Raw genomic sequence first — 21199 nt, forward strand, 5'->3', positions numbered from 1 at the left:
TGCTGCCGTTCTTGATTCCAGCCTTTTTGTCGCTCCGCGACTCCAATGATGGATAGAATCTTCAAAAAGTCAGCATGAACTCGAACCGCTCCGCTCGCCCCCCACCTTCAAAGACCAAAAACGCATAAAGAACAGCTGAATCTGAATCAGATTTAGCTGTTCTTTTTTGAGAAAGACAATTACGCACTCAGTTTCGCTATAGCGGATATCATTTTCTCAATAGAGAAACTTTTACCCTTATCCATCAAAATAACGGCATTTTACGCTTGATTTGTATGTATGAAGGAAATTTCCGGCATTAAATAGCGAAGCTGGTTCGCTAACACGCTATCATTTGCTTTCGCAAACCATTCATCCTCGGCTATCTAGACACCAGTCTACGGATGTTGTTTCATCCCAAAGTTCACAATTTCGAAAAACTTGCCCATTGTGCATGTTTGCATTTTGGGCAATCATAATAATATACGAATTCAATAAGGAGGTATAGTCATTTGATTGCTAAACAAACCTTGCGTGACAAGAAAAAAGAAGCCACGGCCTCTGCCTTAGCCGAAGCTGCCTTCGAGCTCGCGCTTGAAAAAGGTTTGGATGGCTTCGTTGTCGACGATGTCGTGCAGCAGGCCGGTTATTCTCGACGGACGTTCGCCAACTACTTTTCCTGTAAAGAAGAAGCGGTTGCTGCCGTTGCAGTCCCTTATACGAGTGTAGACGAATATGACAAATTAATTAAAAGCATGCCGCAAGATGCAACACCGCTTGATCTGCTGTACAGCTTAATGAAGATGCAGTTCACCGCGGAGTTTCTGCTTAAATTGCGTCAGTTCGTCTCACTGTCGAAGCAGCATCCGACGCTTGAACCTTACATTCTGGGAGTATTCCGACGCTTGCAAATATCCGCGCAAGAAGCACTTGAGCCTTTCACTCGAGGACGCTATAAGGCCGGATATACTCATCTGCTAGCTGGAGCGGTTTACGGCGCGTTTGTGCCCATCCTCGATGGCAGTCTGAATGTGCTGCTCCCCGGAGAGAACGAAGCTGAACCAACCGATGCGATTCCATTCGAGCAATACTTGAACGCGATGTTCGAATATTTACGCAACGGGTTTTAACATCATTCATATGCCCTGCCAGTCAGCATGATACAAAGGAGAGAACACATTACATGTCAACATTTTTGTACAAGTTGGGAAAATCCGCATACGCCAAGCCATGGCAATTTCTTATCGCATGGGTCGTCATTCTAGGAATTGTAGGTACCCTGATTGGAGTCAACGGCATACATTCCAGCTCTGAAATGAAAATTGCCGGCACAGAATCGCAAAAGGTGCTAGATCAGCTAACGAAAGAGCTTCCAGAGGCTTCGGGCGGACAAGCCAGTATTGCATTTACTGTTCCTAAAGGAGAACGTCTGGATACACCGGAACGATTAGCATTAATCCAAAAAGCAATTGAAGACGTTTATAATGTAGAATATGTCATTAATCCTGCCAAATTAGCAGCGGAAGCTGGTCTTGCAGCAGGTTCTGATCCTAGCCAGATGGGCGCCTCGGCCCCGCAAACGGCTCAAGGTGCAGACACGAATCAGGCAACCCCGGCTGAGATGCCTCCTTATGGCCCATTGATGGTAAATGGCATGCCTGTACCAGGCGTCTTGCTCTCATCGGACGGCAGTCTCGCCCTGTTCCAGTTCCAATTTACCGTTCAACAGGCATCGCTGCCCAAATCCGTTCCGGACGCCGTAATCGACGCTGCGATGGCAGCCGAACAGAACAATTCGGGCATTACTGCAATACCTAGTGATTCGCTGAAAAGCACACCTGCCATCGGCTCCACAGAAGTAATCGGGCTTCTCGTCGCAGCCGTTGTACTCATTATTACACTTGGCTCTGTCGTTGCAGCAGGCCTGCCGCTGCTTACCGCTATTTTTGGCGTGGCGATCAGCATCGGAGGCGCGTTTGCTTTCTCGAAATTCATTGCGATCAATGACATTACGCCGATCTTGGCTGTCATGATTGGACTAGCTGTCGGCATCGACTATTCGCTCTTTATCGTCAATCGTCAGCGCCGCATGATTTTGGATCAGGGATTAAGCGCGCGCGAAGCAGCCGGCCGAGCTGTAGGCACAGCTGGCAGCGCGGTATTTTTCGCCGGATTAACGGTTATTATTGCGTTGTTCGGCATGCTTGTCATTGGTATTGAGTTCTTGTCTACGATGGCAATAGTCGCAGGTGTGACGGTGTTCGTCACTGTATTGCTGGCGCTGACTCTTCTGCCCGCCCTGCTCGGCTTCGTTGGCGAACGCATCTGCTCTCCTAAAGCCCGAACGAAAGCAAACAGCTCTGACCGCAAAACAAAGCAAGGCTTTTCAATTCGCTGGGCTAAAGGCACTGTGAAATTCCGCTGGTTCATCATTATCGGAGTGATTGCCGTTCTCGGCACGGCAGCCATTCCAGTGGCGAAAATGGAGCTCGGCATTCCTTCCGGCGCTTCAGCTAACTTGGATACGACGGCTAGACAAAGCTATGACGCGATCTCCAAAGGCTTCGGCGAAGGCTTTAACGGCCCTCTGCTTCTAGTGGGCGAACCGAAAAACGGTTCCGACAAGTTCACGCCTGAGAAACTCGGCAGCCTCGTTCAAGAGCTGCAAAAGCATGAGAATGTCTCGCTCGTTTCCTTGATAGGCGTAAATAAAACCGGTGATATGGCCATTATTAGCCTGATCCCAAAAACAGGACCAACTGACCTTGCAACGAAGGATCTCGTTAACGATCTTCGTGCTTCCGATTCAAGCATTGCACAAAATTTGGATATGAAGCTTGGCGTGACCGGTTTCACCGCGATTAACATTGATATGTCGTCTAAGCTGGCAGAGGCTTTCCCTCTGTATGTCGGCATCATCGTTATTCTATCCGTTATTATTCTGCTGCTCGTCTTCCGGTCGATCATCGTCCCTATTAAAGCGACGGTTGGATTCATTCTCAGCATACTGGCAACGTTTGGCCTGACTACGGCTGTCTACCAGTGGGGATGGATGCATTCCCTGTTCGGCTTTGACACCGGCGGCCCGCTGCTCAGCTTTATGCCTATCCTTGTTACGGGTATTCTTTATGGCCTGGCGATGGATTATCAGGTATTCCTTGTCAGCTCGATGCGCGAGTCTTATGTGCATGGCCATCGAGGAACAGAAAGCGTCGTTCACGGCTATGACTTGGCAAGCCGCATCGTTCTAGCTGCCGCTGTCATCATGGTATCCGTCTTTGCCGGCTTCATCTTCGCACCGGATGCGATGATCAAGCAAATCGGCTTCGCGCTCGCCGCTGGTATTCTTATCGATGCCTTCATCGTTCGTATGACATTGGTTCCAGCTGTCATGGCGGTCTTCGGAGATAAAGCGTGGTGGCTGCCAAAATGGCTCGACCGTTTGCTCCCGAATCTGGATGTTGAGGGCGACAAGCTGATCAGCGCGCTTAATGCTCAAGACAGCAGCAGCGGTATGAAGAAAAAGGCGAATAAGCCTGCTTAATCATCGGCTTTTCATGAAAGTTTATTCAGATTCTACAGTCTGGTTTGGATTTGTTAATCGGACACTCGATATGTGCTGTCGAACATGCTACAATAGGCGTGCCAGTCCAATTAACCACAGGGAGTGAATGGAATGTCAGTTGACGTTTATCTGAATTTCAACGGTAATACCCGTGAAGCGGTCGAGTTTTATGCAGAGGTGTTCGGGACGGAACCCCCTTCGATCATGACTTTCGGAGAAACGCCTCCAGATCCGAATTATCCGCTTCCAGAAGAAGCAAAAAACCTGGTGATGCACACACGGTTGAACATTCTAGGCAGCAATGTCATGTTCTCTGATGTATTCCCGGGTATGCCCTATACGGCTGGCACCAACATCAGCTTGTCTATCGTCGACAAAGATATCGAGCTGCTGAAGTCTGTGTTCCATAAGCTGAAAGAAGGCGGAACAATCGGGATGGAGCTCCAGGAGACGTTCTGGTCTAAATTGTATGGCAACTTGACGGACAAGTTCGGCATTCAATGGCAAATCAACCATGAAGACAATCAAAACGGCTAAACAACAACCCAAGCGGTTGATCGGAACCTCCCGGTCAATCGCTTTTTTATATTGATTCCTGCCTTCAATCCTTGAAAAATAACTTTTTTCAATCTTTTTCGCATCCCTGGACTTTTTAGTGTAGAATTGATCTATTAAAACGTTAGGGGCTGTATGAAACATATGTCTAATGAAGTTTTATTGACCGCGGAAGGCTTGAACAAGCTGGAGCAAGAACTTGAGGAACTCAAAACAGTCAAGCGGGCGGAGCTCGCGCAGCGTCTTAAAGTAGCAATCAGCTATGGCGATCTGAAGGAAAACAGTGAATATCACTCGGCCAAGGACGATCAGGCGTTTATGGAAACGAGAATCCAGACGATTGAGCGAATGCTGAAGAACGTCCGTCTTGTCGAAAACGCGGGTACCTCCAAAGTACAGATTGGCTCGATTGTCGTGTTGAATGACATTGAGATGGCGGAAAAAATTGAATATCGACTCGTCGGCCCTGCTGAAGCTGATGTATTGAACAATAAAATTTCGTATGAAAGCCCGCTTGGAGTCGCTTTGATCGGCAAATCGGTCGGCGACGAAATTAATGTCGCAGCTCCGGTTGGCACGATTAAATACGAACTACTCGAAATTAAAGCTTAATTTTTCCTGCAGCAGCACATTGAAAAAAGCGAAGCCGGTCATTTTCCTGAACCTGGCTTCGCTTTTTCGTATTTTCATCTTTGGCGCTTCCGGGACCTTCCTTCTCTTCATCCTTGGGTCAATCCATAAACAGCTCGATAAAATGCCGCGCGCTTTTGGATAAATACCGGTCCTTGAGCCACAATATACCGACATCTGACTCAAAGTCAGCGTCGGCGATCGTCAGCATCTTAATCGTCGGCAGCGGGAATGAAGCCATTACCGACTTCGGAAAGACAGTCGCGCCTATACCAGCCGCTACAAGTGCCATAATAACGGCCACACTGGAGCATTCGCAAATGACCTTTGGCTCGAAGCCATGCGATCTGGCTTCTATCATAACCTGGTGATGCATACCGGTTGTCCGGTCTGTCTTCAGTGTAAGGAACGGCAGTCCGTCCAGCTCTCTCATATTCATGGTCTGCTTTGCAGGATCATCCACCCACGACGCCGGCATGACGGCTACGTACGGGTCGGACGGCAGCTTCAGGACGGATAACGGTTTCATCTCCGGTGATGACTCCAGAGGCAGCCGTGCCACGATCAGCTCGATACTGCGGCGCTCCAGCTGGGAGCCAAGCAAATAATGATCACCTTCTGCAATTTTGAACGTAACTTGGGGGTAAAGCTTGCGGAAACGCTCAATGGTTGGAGGCAGCAAAGAGATGCAGGAGACGACGGAGCCAATAGCGAGTACGCCTTGCACGCCTTCGTCCAGCTCCTTCACTTCTTTAAGCGTCTCGCCGAACTGGTGAAGCAGCTGCTCGGCCTTGTCTCTTAACAGTTCGCCAGCGTGCGTCAGCAGCAGGCCTTTCCCGCTCCGGTCGAACAGCGTAACGCCAAGCTCTTCCTCCATCAGCTTCAATTGCCTGCTAAGCGGAGGCTGCTCCATGTTCAGCGCTTTGGCCGCTCTCGTAATTTGTCCTTCATTTGCAATTGCCAAAAAGTAACGCAGCTGCCGAATATCCATCTCTACCTCCACTCCATACCTATAAGGTATGGCTCTCCGATAAAACTGATATTTTTAATATATCTAATGTAATGTTACGATTCAACTAAGTATCCGCAGAGGAGATGTGTTGGGATGAACATCCGTATTGAACTGTCCACGAATAAAAAACAAAAGCCTGAAGTGTCCGAGCTAGGCTTCGGCAAATACTATACCGATCATATGGTGATTTTGGATTATGACGCATCCATCGGGTGGCATGATGCTCGCGTCGTTCCGTACCAGCCGATCACGTTAGACCCTGCCGCAAAAGTGTTCCATTACGGCCAGACTGTATTTGAAGGACTTAAAGCTTATTTAACGGAAGACGGCGCTATCCGGCTGTTCCGTCCGCGTAAAAACTTCGAGCGACTGAATCGCTCCAACGAGCGTCTCAGCATTCCGCATCTCGATGAAGAGCTTGCGCTGGAAGCGCTTAAGCAGCTGATCTTGACCGATCGGGATTGGATTCCTTCTGCAGAAGGCACTTCGCTTTACATTCGTCCGTTCATTATTGCTACGGAAGCAGCGCTTGGCGTTAATCCGTCTACACAATATAAATTTATGATCATCATGTCGCCTGTCGGCTCGTATTATGCTGAGGGCATCCACCCGGTTAAAATTTTCGTTGAATCCGAATATGTACGAGCTGTTAAAGGCGGCGTAGGCAACGCAAAAACCGCCGGCAATTATGCGGCGGGATTGAAAGCGCAAGAGAACGCCACGAAGCAAGGCAGCTCACAAGTCCTTTGGCTGGACGGCGTTCACCGGAAATATATCGAAGAAGTCGGCAGCATGAACGTTTTCTTCAACATCAACGGCACAATTGTAACACCGGCGCTGAACGGCAGCATTTTGGACGGAATCACCCGTGACTCCATCATCCAGCTGCTGAGGCACTGGAACATTACGGTTGAGGAACGTACGGTTTCCATCGATGAGATCGTTGAAGCACATGGCAACGGCTCCCTGATTGAAGCATTCGGTACAGGAACCGCCGCCGTTATTTCACCAATCGGCGAATTGCTCTGGCTCGGCCATAAGCTGTCGATCAACAATGGCGAGACCGGTGAGCTTTCTGCCAAGCTGTATAACAATTTAACGGGCATTCAAAAAGGGACGGTAGAGGATCCATTCGGCTGGATTACTGTCCTTGATGACCGGGAAGCAACCGGCGTATCCGCTAACGCTCAGTCCCATAAGTCTTAGTCTCCATCTGATCTAAGCTTTTGAACACATAGCCTTGCCTTTTGGCCTCTTCTATAATCGCCCCGAGCGCTCCGGCATTATCCTTGGATACCGTGTGCAGTAATATGACTGCTCCAGGATGAAGCTGCTTCATGACTTGCTCGTAAGCGTAGGAGGGGCCTTTTTGGCTGTTCACATCCCAATCCTTGTAAGCGACAGACCAGAATACATTCGTATACCCCGAATCCTTGCTTACGGCAAGCACGTTGTCGTTAAAAATGCCTCTTGGCGGTCTTAAATACGACATCGTAGGCTGACCGGTCAATGCGGTCACACCCTCCTTCACCTTCTCCAGTTCGCTTCGAATCTGCTCCGCCGACAATTGCGTCATATCCGGATGGCTCCAGGAATGATTGCCGACCAAATGGCCTTCTGCCGCCATCCGCTTCACCAAATCCGGCTGATCCTTCACATAATGACCTGTTACGAAAAATACGGCAGGCACCTGCTTTTCTTTCAGCACATCAAGCACCTTAGACGTAAATCCGTTCTCATAACCGTTGTCGAAGGTCAAATACAGCTCTTTTTGCTCCGTATTGCCGAGAAAAATAGCGCCGTGCTTCATCACGATGTCCTTGAAGCCCTCTTCATTAATTGAAGGTAATTGCCCGCCTACACTTTTTTTGAAGCCAAAATGAAAGGCTCCCGAAGCGCCAAATGCTGTTCCTACTGTTAATAAAAATACAAACGCCGCAATCCAGAAGGAACGGAGCATTGTCTTTGACATCTTTATCTTCCCCTTTGCCATGAAGTGTTTCCTTTACTTTTCCCCATGCCGGCTTTTTGTATAAATGACGGATGTCATTGACAAATAAAGTTGCCTAACTTATAGTTGTTTAAACAACTAATTTATAGATGGAGGCAATAAATGATGCGGCAAAAAGGGCTAGATCATTCCTTGGGATTTGTAATGGGTATCGCGTACCGTAGAATGAACCAATTATTCATGACGCGCATTAAATCCTTTGATCTCACGCCGGAGCAGTGGTCGGTACTTTACCGGATAAGAGAGCAGGACGGCATGATCCAGAAGGATATCGCTGAGAAATCGGGCAAAGACAAACCCACGACGACCCGGATTTTGGATTCGCTCGAAGCGAAAGGTTATGTGACAAAAAAAATCGGCAAAAACGACCGGCGATCCTATCATGTTCATATTACCGAGGCCGGTATAAAAGCTGCTGATGAGATTGCGCCAATCGAGTATCAAGTACTGCGTGACGTGTCCGATGTGTTAACGGATGAGGAGTACGCGCTCATGATCAACATGTTGAACAAGCTAAGCAGTCAGGCAGCAAGCTTGCTTGAACAGGAAAAGGAGTAAAGAAATGAATGACATCATGAACACAAACCAAGAAAAACTATGGACGAAAAGCTTCATTATGCTGACAGTCAGCTACTTATTGTTGTTTTTGAGCTTGCAAATGCTACTGTCTCCTTTTCCCGCTTATGCCAAGGAGCAGTTTCATCCCGGAAATTTCACGCTTAGCCTGGTGACAAGTTTATTCGCCTTATCCGCTATTGCGACCCGTTTTGCGACGGCCAGCCTGCTTCGTTTCGTACACCGCAATACGATTTTGCTCACCGGGATCGTTCTGGCGGCAGCGACTACATTCCTGTATCCCCATGCGGCTACGATGACACAGCTTCTTGTGCTGCGCGTATTTTTCGGCATCGGCTTCGGGATGACGAGTACAGTGCTTCCGACGCTCGTCTCGCAAATTATTCCTCTTAAACGGCTTGGCGAAGGTGTCGGCTATTTCGGCCTATCAACCAGCATTGCCATGTCCATCGGTCCAATGATTGGCTTATCGGTCATTAAAGACTACGGGTTTCAGACCCTTTCGGCGATGGGCACTATCGCAGCCTTTGCAATCATTCCTTTGCTGCTCTTGACACGAAGCATTCCGGCACAATCGGAAAAGCCAGCCCAGCGCACAGCCACAGCTGCAATAAGCAGCACCGGCAAAGCAAAGAAAGGCAATATGCTTGTTCCTGCTTTACTCAATATGCTTATGTCCGTTTCCTACGGCGGCCTGCTTGGCTTCTTGGCGCTGTTCGGCCAGGAAAAGCATTTAGACGGCATTGGCTTATTCTTTCTGTTCATCGCCTGTACCGTGCTCATTATCCGCCCGATTTCGGGCCGTATATTTGATCGCAGAGGCCCAGCTCTCGTGCTGATCCCTGGCGCTTTTATTATTATCGCCAGCTTGATCATTCTTTCCTATGCCGACTCCATGCTGCTAGTTATTGTTGCCGCCCTGCTCTACGGACTTGGCTTTGGCGCCATCCAGCCGACTACACAAGCCTGGATGCTTCGCGAAGCTTCTCCAGAGCGCCACAGTACAGCTAACAGCCTTTATTACAACTCAACCGACTTTGGCGTTGCCGCCGGTTCCATGCTGCTTGGCATTATTGCTTCGGCATCCAGCTATTCGATTATGTACCGGTACGCCGCTTGCGTGATGGTGCTGTTCCTAATCGTCTACTTCATCCAGCATATCATGAGCCGGAAAAGCAAGAACAACAGCCAATCTGCTGCAGTGAGCAAATAAACGAAAGAGGCTTGAGCTCGGATCAATGAAGATCCGGCTCAAGCCTCTTTTGCTCCCCCTATCTATTCCAGCTTGTCCAGCCGGTACGTATAGCCGCAAAACTTGCATTTGAACAGAATGCTGTTTTCTCCAATGATATACGTCATACTGTCATCATCCTCCAGCTCCAAATATTCTCTTCCGCTCTCATCCTGATCTCCCGTCGCGAACAATCCCGTACGATTGCCGCATTCACATTCAAATTTCATTACCATTAAAAAAACCTCATTTCATAGTCATAATTTTAGAATAAGCTTGACAACGATACAATTCGTATCATAAATTACTAATAGTAGGTGTATTTATAAACGTAAGGAGCTATGGGAAAATGACGACGATGGGAGATCGCTTAAGGGAGCTTCGCATTCGCAATTGCTTGTCTCAAGAAGCCGTTGCCCGCATTATCGGTATTACCCGTTCCGCCTACAGTCATTATGAGATCAACAATCGGCAGCCCGTATACGATACGTTGATAAAGCTCGCCGGCTTTTTCCATGTGACGACAGACTATATTATACATGGCGATTCCCGCGAGAACCAGCACCATGACGCTCCGGCGGATACGATTGAAATCATTCGGCTGCTGAACAACATGGACCATACGAAACGCAAGCAGTCGATCGATAAAATGATGGATGTCATCCGCGAGGCCGAATAGCCGTTGTCGCCAGCCGACGCGGCTTCCTGGGCTTTCCTCGTTCGGCAACCTCACCTTCAAGATACAAATCGTATCAGATTAATTTTCCTCCAGCAACTCAACCTTCCTTTATCCGATCCATGCGTGTTATTTTTCTTCAAAAAAGGTTATATATTTTTCTAATAAATGCTTGCTTTCAATTGATTCATCCTTCCACCTTCGCTATAATTATCTGATGACTTCATTATAATACAAAAATTGCATTTAGGAAGGATTGCTATATCCATGTACGTTGCAGATAAATGGAATGATTATGAGCTGATCGATACAGGGGCGGGAGACAAGCTGGAGCGCTGGGGCTCCCATATTTTGCGCAGACCGGACCCGCAAATTATTTGGCCGATCAGCAATGAAAGCGGATTGTGGAAGCAAGCGGAGGGCCACTATCACCGCAGCTCCTCCGGCGGCGGCCAATGGCAGATGAAGCCAAGCCTGCCGGAACGCTGGACGATCGCTTACGGCGATCTGAAATTCCACATTAAACCGACCAGCTTCAAGCACACCGGTTTGTTCCCGGAGCAAGCCGTCAACTGGAGCTGGATGATGGACAAAATTAAAAACGCAGGACGTCCGATACGCGTCCTTAATTTGTTCGCATATTCAGGCGGAGCCACAGTAGCCGCTGCTGCAGCAGGCGCTGAAGTTGTTCACGTTGACGCTTCGAAAGGGATGGTTCAATGGGCCAAGGAAAATGCCCAATTGTCCGGCCTTGAAAGTGCTCCGATTCGTTACATTACGGATGATGTCTTCAAATTCGTGCAGCGCGAGCAGCGCCGCGGGCGCCAGTATGACGCTATTATTATGGACCCTCCTTCTTACGGCCGCGGTCCTAACGGCGAGACGTGGAAGCTAGAAGAGAATCTCTACCCGTTCGTTGAGTTCTGTACGTCGATTTTGTCGGACAACCCTCTGTTCATGCTAATCAACTCTTACACGACAGGTCTTTCGCCATCTGTGCTGCACAATCTGCTCCATATGACGATGAAGGGCAAATACGGCGGGGACATCAACTGCGGCGAAATCGGCTTGCCGATTACAGCATCCGGACTGAATCTTCCATGCGGTATACTAGGCCGTTGGGAGTCGAAGTAATGGCCGCTTCTAAAGCGCCTTTGCCATCCATAAAGGTTCTTTACGAGGATAACCATATGATCGCGGTCGTGAAGCCGCCCGGCATCCCTTCTCAGGAAGATGAGTCAGGCGATCCCGACATGCTCACCCTCATTAAAGAAGACTTGAAAGAACGCCATAACAAGCCGGGAAATGTGTTTCTCGGCCTTGTTCACAGGCTGGATCGGCAAGTTGGCGGCGTCATGGTTTTTGCCAAAACATCCAAAGGCGCATCCCGATTGTCCGAATCGGTCCGCAACCGCAGCTTCGGCAAAACTTATATGTGCGTCGTGCATGGGTCTCCTGCTGCCGCCAAGGCGCAGCTGCGCCACTATATCCGCAAGGACGCGAAGCGTAACCAGGTGACGGTGTATAACGCGCCTGCCGCTGAAGCGAAAGAAGCGATTCTCGATTACGCTGTCATCGACAGTCAAGGCAGCCGCTCGCTCGTGGCAATCAGACTGCACACAGGCAGGCCGCATCAAATTCGCGCTCAGATGGCCCATATCGGCTGTCCGCTCGTTGCAGACCGCAAATACGGCGCCCCTGCTACCAGCGGAGTAACAGACCCGGCTTTATGGTCAACCTCTATATCCGTGCCGCATCCCGTCAGCAAAGAAAGCATGCTTTTCCGCTCGCTTCCTTTCGGCTCGGCCGCATGGACGTGGTGGACACCTTCCCAATTGGAGCAAGCGGCCAATTGGTTCATAAAGGAAGGATGAAGGAATTAATGCGTCGAAAGCGACAAAAAAAACCTGTCTTTCTCAGTTTTATCCTCCTGCTCCTTGCGGCAGCAGGAGTTTCTTTTATCATCATCGCTACACTGATGGACGATTCACCCGCAAAGCCTGCGAGCGGCCAAACAGCCGATTCCGCATCTCCGGGCGCCAGACAGCCAGATGCCACTTCAACGATAGGGATACAGGAGCCTGAAGCTGCCTCATCCTCTCCGCCCGCCATAACACCATCGCCATCACCATCACTACCCCCATCACCGACAGCTTCGCCTTCTCCGTCTCCTCCATCAAAACCAGAATTTGCAGAAGCGGAATGGATTGCAGTCGGCGACGTGATGATGCATAAGCCGCAAGTACCCGGAGCTTATGACGCCAAGACCAAAACCTATAATTTCAATTCTTATTTCACATTAGTGAAGCCGATTTTATCGCAGGGTGATTGGGTATTAGCCAATCTGGAAACTCCGGTGGCAGGAAGCTCTTACGGCTATACCGGCTATCCAAGCTTTAATGCACCGGTCGAGCTGCTGGATGCACTGGAATATGCAGGCTTCAACATTCTGACGACAGCTAACAACCATTCGCTCGACAAAGGCGGTAAAGGACTGCTGCGTACGCTCGACAACTTGAAGAAATACAAGTTCGCAATTAAAGGAACGGCTGCCTCACAAGCTGAAGCAGACAAAAATGTGATCGTGGAGAAAAACGGCATCAAAATGGGGCTGCTCTCTTATACTTACGGCACCAATGGTATCCCGCTTCCTCAAGGCAAACCTTACATGGTATCGCTAATTAATGAGAAGAAGATGATAGCGGACATTTCCAAATCAAAAGCAGCCGGCGCTGATTTCGTTACGATCGCTCTCCACTTCGGTATCGAGTACCAGACGCAGCCTAACGAGGAGCAGAAACGGCTGGCTCGCAAGCTCATAGCTGCTGGCGCAGACATTATAGCAGGTTCCCACCCACACGTCATTCAGCCTTACGAGGTGCTGGAAACGACCGATGAAGCAGGCAAGACCAGACATGGACTCATCATTTATTCTATGGGCAACTTCATTTCCAACCAGCGGGACGAGACGAAGGATTACGGCATTATCTATAAAGTTCTTATTCGTAAAAATATCGCCGATCATACCATCCAGTTTGGCGAGATTGAGACCATTCCTACATGGGTTCATCGCTACCAGCCGGACAGCAATTACCGCTACCGAATTCTGCCGGTCGAACAGACATTAGAGGCATTCGCCTCCGGGACGAAAGACGAGCTGCTCTCGCCCGCTGACTACAGCGCGATGGAGAGCACACTGAAGCAGCTGCGCAAACGGATGTCCACGATGAAATAACAGATATAAACAAAAAACCGGCCGCCCGGATACAACCCAACAGGGTTGATCCGGACGGCCGGCTTTTTGTTCAGGCAGCTTAATCAGGCTGCCATTAGGCGTTTGCCACTTTGCCCAGCAAATAGACGAGCAGCTGCTGATTATGGGCCGATATCCGGTCCAGCGACTCCTCAAACAGCTTAGAGCGGATTTCTCTGCCCCGCTCCGCCTCAGCTTGTCCCTTCTCCGATACGGATACCCACACGATTCTGCGGTCATTGTCGTCGCGTGTACGCACAATCAGCTCATTGCGCTCCATCCGGTCAAGCAGCGTCGTAATCGCTGCTGGCGTCGTGGACAAATGCTGCAGCAGATCGGATGGCTTCATTGGCTCAAATTGCAGCATCAGTTCGAGCACGTTAAGCTGGCCTTCCGTCAAAGGGGCCAACCCTTCTTCCAGACTCATCTTCCACTCTCTCGTTAACTTCGTCCATAATCGAGTAAATTCTTCAGAAACCATATCGACACCCGCTTCCTGTCCGATTTTCTCCTTATTACCAATTATACCAAACGGCAATGTCGAATAAAAGGTTAACCCAATTAATAATTTGAGTCATTAATCGCGATAGTTCCGAACGTTTTGACAAGACTAGACATACAATGAGCATAGGCGGTCTCCCTATTTGTCAATGTATCGTATACCCCTAACGCCGGATTGAAGGAGTGATCCCATGGAAGAGCACAAAGCGGAAATCATTCGGAAAATAAAAGCTTACGGCATCATAAAAGACCCACAATGGCTTGACCGCCCGGATGAGCTGGTGCCATTGTGGGTCATGCTTGACGCGATGGTCAAATTGATCGAGCGCTTCGATCCGCCGAACCGTCCTTACGATTGATGAGACGAGAGCGCCGGACGAATAATGATCGATGCAATCGAGTCATTCTTTTCTACCGGCACTAGCAGCTTGCCGATTGACTTGCGGTCTTCGATTGGCGCTTTCTCCGTTGAAGCGGGCAAATGCGCGCCAGACGCCGTCAGCGCAATAATATCAGCAGCTTCCTTGCAATACAATGCGGCAACAAGCACATCACCGTTCGGCTTCACTCGTTTGCCTTCTTTAAATTCAAAGGTCTGTACGCCTTTTCCGCCCCGGCCCTGAACCGGATAATCCAGCAGCAGCGTCCGCTTTGCATAGCCGATATCGGTTACGACAAGCAGCTCGCCTTCATCGTCTGCGACCCACTGCGCTGCAACAAGCTCGTCGTCATCCTTAAGCTGCATGCCGCGAACGCCTGCCGCCACACGCCCCATCGGATTGACTTCACTCTCTGAGAAGCGGATGCTCATCCCCTGCTTGCTGACCAGCAGCAATTGCTGTGAAGCATCGCTGACCTCGACGCGAATCACTTCATCGCCGTCCGCTACCTTGCAGGCTGTAATAGCCGTAGAACGCGTCGTCATGTATTCCTTCAGCTCGGTCCGCTTCACTTGTCCGCGCTTCGTTACGAAGACGAGAGACACGTCAGAAGCGTTGAAATCCTTCACCGGGATAATGCTGATGATGGAATCATCCTTCGGAATCGGCACGATATTAACGATCGCCGTACCGGTATCCTTCCATTTAAACTCCGGAATCTGATGGACAGGCAGCATATAATACTGGCCTTTCCGGGTGAACAGGAGCAGGTTGTCGATCGTATTCACTTCGTACAAGCTGCTGATCATATCGCCTTCCTTCACGCCGGCGTTGTCCAGATCACCGCCGGAGCGCGTGAACGACAGCATGCTTGTCCGTTTCATATAGCCTTCATGACTTAGCGTCACGAGTACATCCTCCGGCGTTACGAGCACTTCCAGGTTAACCTTCAGCTCTTCCACTTCTCCGCGAATTTCACTGCGGCGGTCGATGCCGTATTTGTCGCGAATTTCGATAAGCTCTTCCTTGATAACGGACAGCAGCTTCTTCTCGCTGTTGAGGATGGAGCGCAAGTAAGCAATCCGTTTCATCATTTCCTTGAGCTCTTTCTCAAGCGAGGTAATCTCAAGGTTGGTCAAGCGGTAGAGCTGCAAAGTAAGAATCGCATCGGCCTGGCGCTCGCTGAACTCGAATTTCTCGACGAGGTTGTTTTGCGCATCCGCCCGGTTTTTCGATGCTTTAATCGTCGCAATGACTTCATCCAGCAGATTCAGCGCTTTAACGAGGCCTTCCACGACATGAGCCCGGTCTTCCGCCTTCTCCAGATCATATTGCGTCCGGAACGTCACAACTTCTTTCTGATGCTCAATATAAGCGCTTAATATTTGCTTGATGCCAAGCTGCTGCGGCGCCTTGTTGACAATCGCCACCATGTTGAAGTTGTACGTGACCTGCAGATCAGTCTTTTTGAGCAGATAGGCAAGTATGCCGTTCGCGTCGGCTTCTTTCTTCAGCTCGACTACAATCCGCAAGCCATTGCGTCCGCTCTCGTCGCGAACCTCAGCAATGCCTTCTACCTTTTTCTCTAAACGGATATTTTCCATCGCGGTAACGAGCCGGGATTTGACGACCTGATACGGAATTTCCGTAATCGTAATCTGCTGGCGTCCGCCGCGCATGTCTTCGATCTTCACTTGGGAACGAATATAGATCCGGCCTTTTCCCGTCGCATAAGCGTCGCGAATGCCTTCTTCGCCCATAATGACGCCGCCCGTAGGGAAATCCGGCGCTTTAATGATATTCATCAGCTCTTCCAGTTGAAGCTCAGGACGATCCATCACCGCAATACAACCGTCGATTACCTCGCGCAAATTATGCGGCGGAATCTCCGTTGCAAAGCCGGCGGAAATGCCCGATACGCCGTTCACGAGCAAGTTCGGATAACGCGACGGCAGCACGACCGGCTCTTTCGTCGTGTTATCGAAGTTGTCCTTGAACTGGACGGTCCGTTTCTCGATGTCGCGCAGCAGCTCCATTGCGATTGGCGACAAACGGGCTTCTGTATAACGCATAGCTGCAGCCGGGTCATCATCCATCGAACCCCAGTTGCCGTGGCCGTCAACGAGGACATGCCCCATTTTCCAAGGCTGCGCCATCCGCACCATACCCTCATAGATCGAAGAATCGCCATGCGGGTGATAGTTGCCCATTACGTCGCCGACTGTTTTAGCTGACTTGCGGTATGGCTTGTCCGGCGTGTTGCTGGAATCATACATCGCATATAAAATCCGGCGCTGAACCGGCTTGAGGCCATCCCGAACGTCAGGAATGGCACGGTCTTGAATAATATATTTCGAATAGCGTCCGAAGCGGTCACCGACGACCTCTTCCAAATACGCCGGTAAAAACTGTTCGAGCATACCCATGTCGTTGCCCCCTATTCCTCATACTCCGTGAAGTCGACATTTTCTAAAATCCACCGTTTGCGCGGGTCGACCTTATCGCCCATCAAAGCGGATACCCGGCGCTCTGCTTTGGCAGCATCTTCTATCTGCACTTGCAGCAGCGTGCGCGTCTCGGGATTCATCGTCGTCTCCCACAGCTGCTCCGGATTCATCTCGCCAAGTCCTTTATAGCGCTGGAGCTCAAAGCTTTTGCCAAATTCCTTCAAGTAATTTTGCAATTGCTCGTCCGTCCAAGCATAGCGCACCGTTTCCAGCTTCCCGGATTTGCGGGAAATTTTGTACAGCGGCGGCTGCGCGATATAGATCCGGCCCGTGTCAATCAACGGCTTCATATAGCGGTAAAAGAACGTCAGCAGCAGCACTTGGATATGCGCGCCGTCCGTATCCGCATCGGTCATGATGATAATCTTGCTGTAGTTCGATTCTTCAACGTCGAATTCCGGACCAACGCCCGCTCCGATCGAAGCGATAATCGCTTTATACTCGTCATTCTTCAGGATGTCGAGCAGCTTCGCTTTCTCCGGATTCATCGGCTTGCCCTTAAGCGGCAGAATCGCCTGATATTTCGAATCACGGCCTTGCTTCGCCGAACCGCCGGCGGAATCGCCTTCGACGATAAACAGCTCGTTACGGCTGAAATCCTTCGATTGCGCCGGCGTCAGCTTGCCGTTCAGATTGGAGCTTTCGCTCTTTTTCTTCCCGCTGCGAATTTCCTCACGGGCTTTACGAGCCGCCTCACGCGCCTTGGAGGCCTGTACAGCCTTCTTGAGCAGCGATTGGGCTACCTGCGGATTTTCTTCGAGGAAAACCTGCATTTTGTCCGTTACAACCGCATCTACCGCGCTTCTCGCGGAAGCGCTGCCGAGCTGGTCCTTCGTCTGCCCGACGAACTCGACCTCGCCCATCTTTATATTGATGACAGACATCATGCCTTCACGCAAATCATTGCCCTCAAGGTTTTTATCCTTTTCCTTGAGCAGCCCCGCTTTACGGGCGTAGTCATTCATGACCCGCGTATACGCCGTCTTGAAGCCGGTCTCATGCGTACCGCCGCCTCGTGTCGGAATGGAGTTGACGAAGGAAGCGATCGTCTCCGTGTAACCGTCATTATATTGCAGCGCAACCTCGACCTCAATGTCGTCCCGCTCGCCTGTAAAATGAATAACGTCATGAAGAACGGTTTTGTCTTCGTTCAAATATTCGACGAACTGCTTGGCGCCGCCCTCGTAATGGAACACGTCCTGCTTGCCGCTGCGGTCATCCTTAATCGTCACCTTAAGGCCGGAGTTAAGAAATGCGATTTCCTGCAAGCGCTCTGCCAGCGTGTCGTAGTTGAGCGAAATGCCGTTTTGAAACACGCGCACGTCGGGTTTGAACGTTACCTTCGTCCCTGTACGGTTCGTCGAGCCGACGATTTCAAGCCCCGTCACAGGCTCGCCGACATGCTCCTTGCCTTTTTTATCAACCCAATACTCAAAACGCATTTTATGTATTTTGCCGTCACGGAAAATTTCGACCTCCAGCCACTCAGACAGCGCATTCGTTACCGATGCGCCAACGCCGTGAAGACCGCCGGATTTTTTATAGCCCGCTCCGCCGAACTTTCCGCCTGCATGCAGAATCGTATAAACGACTTGCGGCGTTGGAATGCCCGTCTTGTGCATGCCTGTCGGAATGCCCCTGCCGTTGTCTTGAACTGTTATAGAACCATTTTTATGTAAGGTGACGTCAATAGCCGAACAAAACTTGGCTAAGTGCTCGTCCACCGCGTTGTCGACAATTTCCCAAACAAGATGATGCAAGCCCGAACTGCTGGTACTTCCGATATACATGCCCGGCCGTTTGCGCACAGCCGTTAATCCTTCCAGAACCTGTATATCGTCAGCCTCATAATTGCGATCAGCCGCTGTCGAATTCGGGGAAAAATCAAGTTGTTCTGCCATAGGGCCTGGCCCTCCTTATTTATTGCGTTTCCATACTTCAAGTATTTTAATGCAAATTGTCCCGATTAGTAAAGACATCTTCACGAATGAAGCATGCGCTAATCGCCCAAATCCTAAGCCCGGCAAGGGATAAGAAGATTGATAAATTCAAAGACAAGCCTATTGAACGGTCGAAATAAATGCCTTCAATCTGCTGTAAGCATCAGTTTTTCCCGTAAAATCAAATTATAAGCCTGCCTGGCTTCACGTTCCTCCGCCAATTGGCTGATTTTGGGTATCGCCTTCAATGGCGTATGCACACACCACCCTGCTCGCCCCTCAATATATTAGGTCTAATAAGACAATGTGAGGAGCAAGCCATCCATGACGAATGACGCGGGAACGCAATTATATTTGGAACTGCTGAAAAAAACAATCTTATTCGAAATCTGGCTGGAGCATGAAGGCGGCAATGCAACCCCCACGAACCGCTGGGAAGGATTGGATTGGCCGAAAATAGCACATAGCATGATCGGCAGACTGCGGATGAACCAGCTTCATGATGCTATGAATACCGTGATGCGTGAAGGTATTCCCGGCGATTTCATCGAAACCGGCGTTTGGCGGGGCGGCGCCTGCATCTTTATGCGCGGATTTCTGAAGGCGCACGGCATGAATGACCGCCGGGTATTTGTTGCTGATTCGTTCGAGGGGCTGCCCGCGCCAGATCCGCAATATCCGATTGACGCCACCTCTACATTTCATACCGAAGACTTCCTGCGTGTATCCTTGCCGGAAGTTAAAAACAACTTCCGTAAATACGGCCTGCTTGACCGTCAAGTTACGTTTCTGAAAGGCTGGTTCAAAGACACGCTCCCTGTCGCGCCGATTACCCAACTGGCTATTGCAAGACTGGACGGCGATATGTATTCCTCTACAATGGACAGCTTGAATAATTTGTACCCTAAACTGTCTATCGGCGGATTCCTCATCGTTGATGACTATTCGATCGGATATTGTGCCGCGGCCGTTCATGATTTCCGGGCTCTGCACAACATTACCGATCCGATCATTCCGATTGATATTACCGGCGTCTACTGGCGCAAAACGAAATAACGGTAAGCTGCTGCTTTATGAAAAACATGCAAAATACCAGCTTAAACAGCAGAGAAGCCTTCCTTCCACGCCTAAGGCGCGGATGTGAAGGCTTCTTGCTTGTAAAACTCAGGCAGCCAATTGCCGCCTAATTATTCCTTGTATTCAATCCATAGCGATTCCGCCGCTTGGCGGGCAACATCACGGGCTTGATCAGTATCCTCCGCTGTGCTCAAGGCTACCGCCATCCGGCGGCCGACCTTCGTCTCCGGTTTGCCGAACACGCGAACCTGTGTATTTGGCAAAGCCAATGCTTTCTCGATTCCGCCGATACGGAAATCGGTATGCTCACGATCCGCTTTGAGCGTGTGGGATGCGCCAGGCGACAGCAGACGGATGGTCGGGATCGGAAAGCCGAGAATGGCCCGGACATGCAGCGCAAATTCCGACAAATCCTGCGTCGCCATCGTCACCATTCCAGTGTCATGCGGACGAGGCGACACTTCGCTGAACAATACGCCATCCTGCGTAATGAACAGCTCTACGCCATACAGGCCATGGCCTCCCAGCTCATCGGTAATGCGCTGTGCAATATGCTCCGCTTCTTTTATCTGCTCGGTCGTCATCGCATGCGGCTGCCACGATTCGATATAATCCCCCTCTTTTTGCACATGGCCAATTGGGGCGCAGAAGCTTGTACCGGATACCGAACGAATCGTAAGCAGCGTAATTTCGGATTCAAACGTGATGAAGCCTTCCACGATAATCCGCTGTTTTTTGGCGCGTCCGCCCTCCATTGCATACTGCCAGCAAGCTTCGATATCTTCTTCTGTACGGCAGACGCTTTGGCCCTTGCCGGAGGAACTCATAATCGGCTTAATGACACAAGGCAAACCGAGCTCCTTCACGGCCGTCTTCAGCTCGTCCAAGGAATCGGCAAAGCGGTAAGGCGCTGTTGGCAGACCCAGTGTCTCCGCCGCAAGCCTGCGAATGCCTTCGCGGTCCATCGTCAGTCTCGCCGCGCGGGCTGTAGGAACGACGCGGAAGCCTTCCTGCTCCAATTCCAGCAGCGTTTCCGTTGCGATGGCTTCAATCTCCGGCACGATATAATCCGGACGCTCCTCTTCGATAATGCGTCTAATGGCTGCCCCGTCAAGCATATCGGCGACATGATAACGATGCGCAGCCTGCATAGCCGGCGCATTCGCGTACCGGTCGACCGCGATCGTCTCGACGCCTAACCGCTGCGCCTCCAAAATAACTTCCTTGCCTAGTTCTCCTGAACCTAGCAGCAGCATTTTACGAGCTTGCGATGACAATGGTGATCCATACATAACGAAAAAGAACC

At 50.2% G+C, this 21199-nt stretch carries 21 protein-coding genes; 13 read left to right on the plus strand and 8 right to left on the minus strand.

Going from position 1 to position 21199, the window contains the following annotated elements:
- The first annotated feature begins 491 nt into the window (after positions 1-491).
- The 4 genes from ACFVVF_RS05335 to greA all read left to right on the plus strand — a co-directional run bounded on the left by ACFVVF_RS05335 (position 492) and on the right by greA (position 4711).
- Complete coding sequence (locus ACFVVF_RS05335) at positions 492-1109, plus strand: TetR/AcrR family transcriptional regulator (RefSeq protein ID WP_387806085.1); 618 nt, start codon at positions 492-494, stop codon at positions 1107-1109.
- Between the two features lie 74 nt (positions 1110-1183).
- On the plus strand, positions 1184-3523 hold the full coding sequence (locus tag ACFVVF_RS05340; RefSeq protein WP_387806089.1) for an MMPL family transporter: 2340 nt from the start codon (positions 1184-1186) through the stop codon (positions 3521-3523).
- A gap of 132 nt (positions 3524-3655) precedes the next feature.
- Positions 3656-4081, plus strand: coding sequence for a VOC family protein (locus tag ACFVVF_RS05345; protein ID WP_387806090.1), 426 nt, complete (start codon positions 3656-3658; stop codon positions 4079-4081).
- A gap of 162 nt (positions 4082-4243) precedes the next feature.
- Positions 4244-4711 (plus strand): transcription elongation factor GreA, encoded by a 468-nt coding sequence (greA, locus tag ACFVVF_RS05350; RefSeq protein WP_387806092.1) that lies wholly within the window; start codon positions 4244-4246, stop codon positions 4709-4711.
- Between the two features lie 118 nt (positions 4712-4829).
- On the opposite strand, the gene ACFVVF_RS05355 is transcribed toward greA, so the two are convergent.
- Complete coding sequence (locus tag ACFVVF_RS05355; protein ID WP_387806094.1) at positions 4830-5720, minus strand: LysR family transcriptional regulator; 891 nt, start codon at positions 5718-5720, stop codon at positions 4830-4832.
- A 114-nt stretch (positions 5721-5834) separates the two neighbouring features.
- On the opposite strand from ACFVVF_RS05355, the gene ACFVVF_RS05360 reads away from it, so the two are divergent.
- Complete coding sequence (locus ACFVVF_RS05360; RefSeq protein ID WP_387806096.1) at positions 5835-6947, plus strand: branched-chain amino acid aminotransferase; 1113 nt, start codon at positions 5835-5837, stop codon at positions 6945-6947.
- Here ACFVVF_RS05360 and pdaA read toward each other — a convergent pair.
- Positions 6922-7713 (minus strand): delta-lactam-biosynthetic de-N-acetylase, encoded by a 792-nt coding sequence (gene pdaA / locus ACFVVF_RS05365; RefSeq protein ID WP_387806098.1) that lies wholly within the window; start codon positions 7711-7713, stop codon positions 6922-6924. The two genes, ACFVVF_RS05360 and pdaA, sit on opposite strands and share 26 nt — an antisense overlap.
- Positions 7714-7854: 141 nt before the next feature.
- On the opposite strand from pdaA, the gene ACFVVF_RS05370 reads away from it, so the two are divergent.
- Both ACFVVF_RS05370 and ACFVVF_RS05375 read left to right on the plus strand, forming a co-directional pair.
- Complete coding sequence (locus tag ACFVVF_RS05370; protein WP_387806100.1) at positions 7855-8310, plus strand: MarR family winged helix-turn-helix transcriptional regulator; 456 nt, start codon at positions 7855-7857, stop codon at positions 8308-8310.
- 16 nt (positions 8311-8326) lie between these two features.
- A complete protein-coding gene (locus ACFVVF_RS05375; RefSeq protein ID WP_387806101.1) occupies positions 8327-9541 on the plus strand; it encodes an MFS transporter in 1215 nt (404 codons plus the stop codon).
- 62 nt (positions 9542-9603) lie between these two features.
- On the opposite strand, the gene ACFVVF_RS05380 is transcribed toward ACFVVF_RS05375, so the two are convergent.
- Positions 9604-9795 carry a hypothetical protein gene (locus ACFVVF_RS05380; protein WP_387806103.1) on the minus strand — a complete coding sequence of 64 codons (192 nt, stop codon included), beginning with the start codon at positions 9793-9795 and terminating at the stop codon, positions 9604-9606.
- A 113-nt stretch (positions 9796-9908) separates the two neighbouring features.
- On the opposite strand from ACFVVF_RS05380, the gene ACFVVF_RS05385 reads away from it, so the two are divergent.
- From ACFVVF_RS05385 to ACFVVF_RS05395, 3 genes are all read left to right on the plus strand, one after another.
- Complete coding sequence (locus tag ACFVVF_RS05385; RefSeq protein ID WP_042162292.1) at positions 9909-10238, plus strand: helix-turn-helix domain-containing protein; 330 nt, start codon at positions 9909-9911, stop codon at positions 10236-10238.
- Between the two features lie 264 nt (positions 10239-10502).
- A complete protein-coding gene (locus tag ACFVVF_RS05390; protein WP_387806105.1) occupies positions 10503-11369 on the plus strand; it encodes a class I SAM-dependent methyltransferase in 867 nt (288 codons plus the stop codon).
- Positions 11369-12109, plus strand: coding sequence for an RluA family pseudouridine synthase (locus ACFVVF_RS05395; protein ID WP_387806107.1), 741 nt, complete (start codon positions 11369-11371; stop codon positions 12107-12109). Before ACFVVF_RS05390 ends, ACFVVF_RS05395 begins: the two co-directional genes overlap by 1 nt.
- A 96-nt stretch (positions 12110-12205) precedes the next feature.
- On the opposite strand, the gene ACFVVF_RS05400 is transcribed toward ACFVVF_RS05395, so the two are convergent.
- Positions 12206-12415, minus strand: a complete 210-nt coding sequence (locus ACFVVF_RS05400; RefSeq protein WP_387809053.1) for a hypothetical protein — start codon at positions 12413-12415, stop codon at positions 12206-12208.
- A gap of 26 nt (positions 12416-12441) precedes the next feature.
- Between ACFVVF_RS05400 and ACFVVF_RS05405 the strand changes: the two genes are divergently transcribed.
- On the plus strand, positions 12442-13470 hold the full coding sequence (locus tag ACFVVF_RS05405; RefSeq protein WP_387808840.1) for a CapA family protein: 1029 nt from the start codon (positions 12442-12444) through the stop codon (positions 13468-13470).
- A gap of 94 nt (positions 13471-13564) precedes the next feature.
- Here the strand turns inward: ACFVVF_RS05405 and ACFVVF_RS05410 are convergent, their stop codons facing one another.
- The gene (locus ACFVVF_RS05410; RefSeq protein WP_188887773.1) at positions 13565-13969 is read right to left on the minus strand and encodes a MarR family winged helix-turn-helix transcriptional regulator; all 405 of its coding nucleotides are present in this window, start codon (positions 13967-13969) and stop codon (positions 13565-13567) included.
- Between the two features lie 211 nt (positions 13970-14180).
- Here ACFVVF_RS05410 and ACFVVF_RS05415 point away from each other — a divergent pair, with 211 nt between their 5' ends.
- Positions 14181-14348 carry a hypothetical protein gene (locus ACFVVF_RS05415; protein ID WP_188887772.1) on the plus strand — a complete coding sequence of 56 codons (168 nt, stop codon included), beginning with the start codon at positions 14181-14183 and terminating at the stop codon, positions 14346-14348.
- Here the strand turns inward: ACFVVF_RS05415 and gyrA are convergent.
- Both gyrA and parE read right to left on the minus strand, forming a co-directional pair.
- Positions 14339-16795, minus strand: a complete 2457-nt coding sequence (gene gyrA, locus ACFVVF_RS05420) for a DNA gyrase subunit A (RefSeq protein WP_387806111.1) — start codon at positions 16793-16795, stop codon at positions 14339-14341. The two genes, ACFVVF_RS05415 and gyrA, sit on opposite strands and share 10 nt — an antisense overlap.
- 11 nt (positions 16796-16806) lie before the next feature.
- Positions 16807-18777 (minus strand): DNA topoisomerase IV subunit B, encoded by a 1971-nt coding sequence (gene parE, locus ACFVVF_RS05425; protein WP_387806113.1) that lies wholly within the window; start codon positions 18775-18777, stop codon positions 16807-16809.
- Positions 18778-19140: 363 nt separating this feature from the next.
- On the opposite strand from parE, the gene ACFVVF_RS05430 reads away from it, so the two are divergent.
- The gene (locus ACFVVF_RS05430) at positions 19141-19872 is read left to right on the plus strand and encodes a TylF/MycF family methyltransferase (protein ID WP_387806115.1); all 732 of its coding nucleotides are present in this window, start codon (positions 19141-19143) and stop codon (positions 19870-19872) included.
- A gap of 131 nt (positions 19873-20003) precedes the next feature.
- On the opposite strand, the gene purT is transcribed toward ACFVVF_RS05430, so the two are convergent.
- Positions 20004-21185: a formate-dependent phosphoribosylglycinamide formyltransferase gene (gene purT, locus ACFVVF_RS05435; RefSeq protein WP_387806118.1), complete on the minus strand. Its 1182-nt coding sequence runs from the start codon at positions 21183-21185 to the stop codon at positions 20004-20006.
- Positions 21186-21199 lie beyond the last annotated feature (14 nt).

Source organism: Paenibacillus sp. NPDC058174 (assembly GCF_042883865.1).
Taxonomy (GTDB): domain Bacteria; phylum Bacillota; class Bacilli; order Paenibacillales; family Paenibacillaceae; genus Pristimantibacillus.

What these genes read in the sequence shown, in the direction of transcription:
- ACFVVF_RS05345 (WP_387806090.1), top strand. Translation starts at nt 3,656, where the DNA reads ATGTCAGTTGACGTTTATCTGAATTTCAACGGTAATACCCGTGAAGCG.
- greA (WP_387806092.1), top strand. Translation starts at nt 4,244, where the DNA reads ATGTCTAATGAAGTTTTATTGACCGCGGAAGGCTTGAACAAGCTGGAG.
- ACFVVF_RS05355 (WP_387806094.1), bottom strand. Translation starts at nt 5,720, where the DNA reads ATGGATATTCGGCAGCTGCGTTACTTTTTGGCAATTGCAAATGAAGGA.
- ACFVVF_RS05360 (WP_387806096.1), top strand. Translation starts at nt 5,835, where the DNA reads ATGAACATCCGTATTGAACTGTCCACGAATAAAAAACAAAAGCCTGAA.
- pdaA (WP_387806098.1), bottom strand. Translation starts at nt 7,713, where the DNA reads ATGTCAAAGACAATGCTCCGTTCCTTCTGGATTGCGGCGTTTGTATTT.
- ACFVVF_RS05370 (WP_387806100.1), top strand. Translation starts at nt 7,855, where the DNA reads ATGATGCGGCAAAAAGGGCTAGATCATTCCTTGGGATTTGTAATGGGT.
- ACFVVF_RS05375 (WP_387806101.1), top strand. Translation starts at nt 8,327, where the DNA reads ATGAACACAAACCAAGAAAAACTATGGACGAAAAGCTTCATTATGCTG.
- ACFVVF_RS05380 (WP_387806103.1), bottom strand. Translation starts at nt 9,795, where the DNA reads ATGGTAATGAAATTTGAATGTGAATGCGGCAATCGTACGGGATTGTTC.
- ACFVVF_RS05385 (WP_042162292.1), top strand. Translation starts at nt 9,909, where the DNA reads ATGACGACGATGGGAGATCGCTTAAGGGAGCTTCGCATTCGCAATTGC.
- ACFVVF_RS05390 (WP_387806105.1), top strand. Translation starts at nt 10,503, where the DNA reads ATGTACGTTGCAGATAAATGGAATGATTATGAGCTGATCGATACAGGG.
- ACFVVF_RS05395 (WP_387806107.1), top strand. Translation starts at nt 11,369, where the DNA reads ATGGCCGCTTCTAAAGCGCCTTTGCCATCCATAAAGGTTCTTTACGAG.
- ACFVVF_RS05410 (WP_188887773.1), bottom strand. Translation starts at nt 13,969, where the DNA reads ATGGTTTCTGAAGAATTTACTCGATTATGGACGAAGTTAACGAGAGAG.
- ACFVVF_RS05415 (WP_188887772.1), top strand. Translation starts at nt 14,181, where the DNA reads ATGGAAGAGCACAAAGCGGAAATCATTCGGAAAATAAAAGCTTACGGC.
- gyrA (WP_387806111.1), bottom strand. Translation starts at nt 16,795, where the DNA reads ATGGGTATGCTCGAACAGTTTTTACCGGCGTATTTGGAAGAGGTCGTC.
- parE (WP_387806113.1), bottom strand. Translation starts at nt 18,777, where the DNA reads ATGGCAGAACAACTTGATTTTTCCCCGAATTCGACAGCGGCTGATCGC.
- ACFVVF_RS05430 (WP_387806115.1), top strand. Translation starts at nt 19,141, where the DNA reads ATGACGAATGACGCGGGAACGCAATTATATTTGGAACTGCTGAAAAAA.
- purT (WP_387806118.1), bottom strand. Translation starts at nt 21,185, where the DNA reads ATGTATGGATCACCATTGTCATCGCAAGCTCGTAAAATGCTGCTGCTA.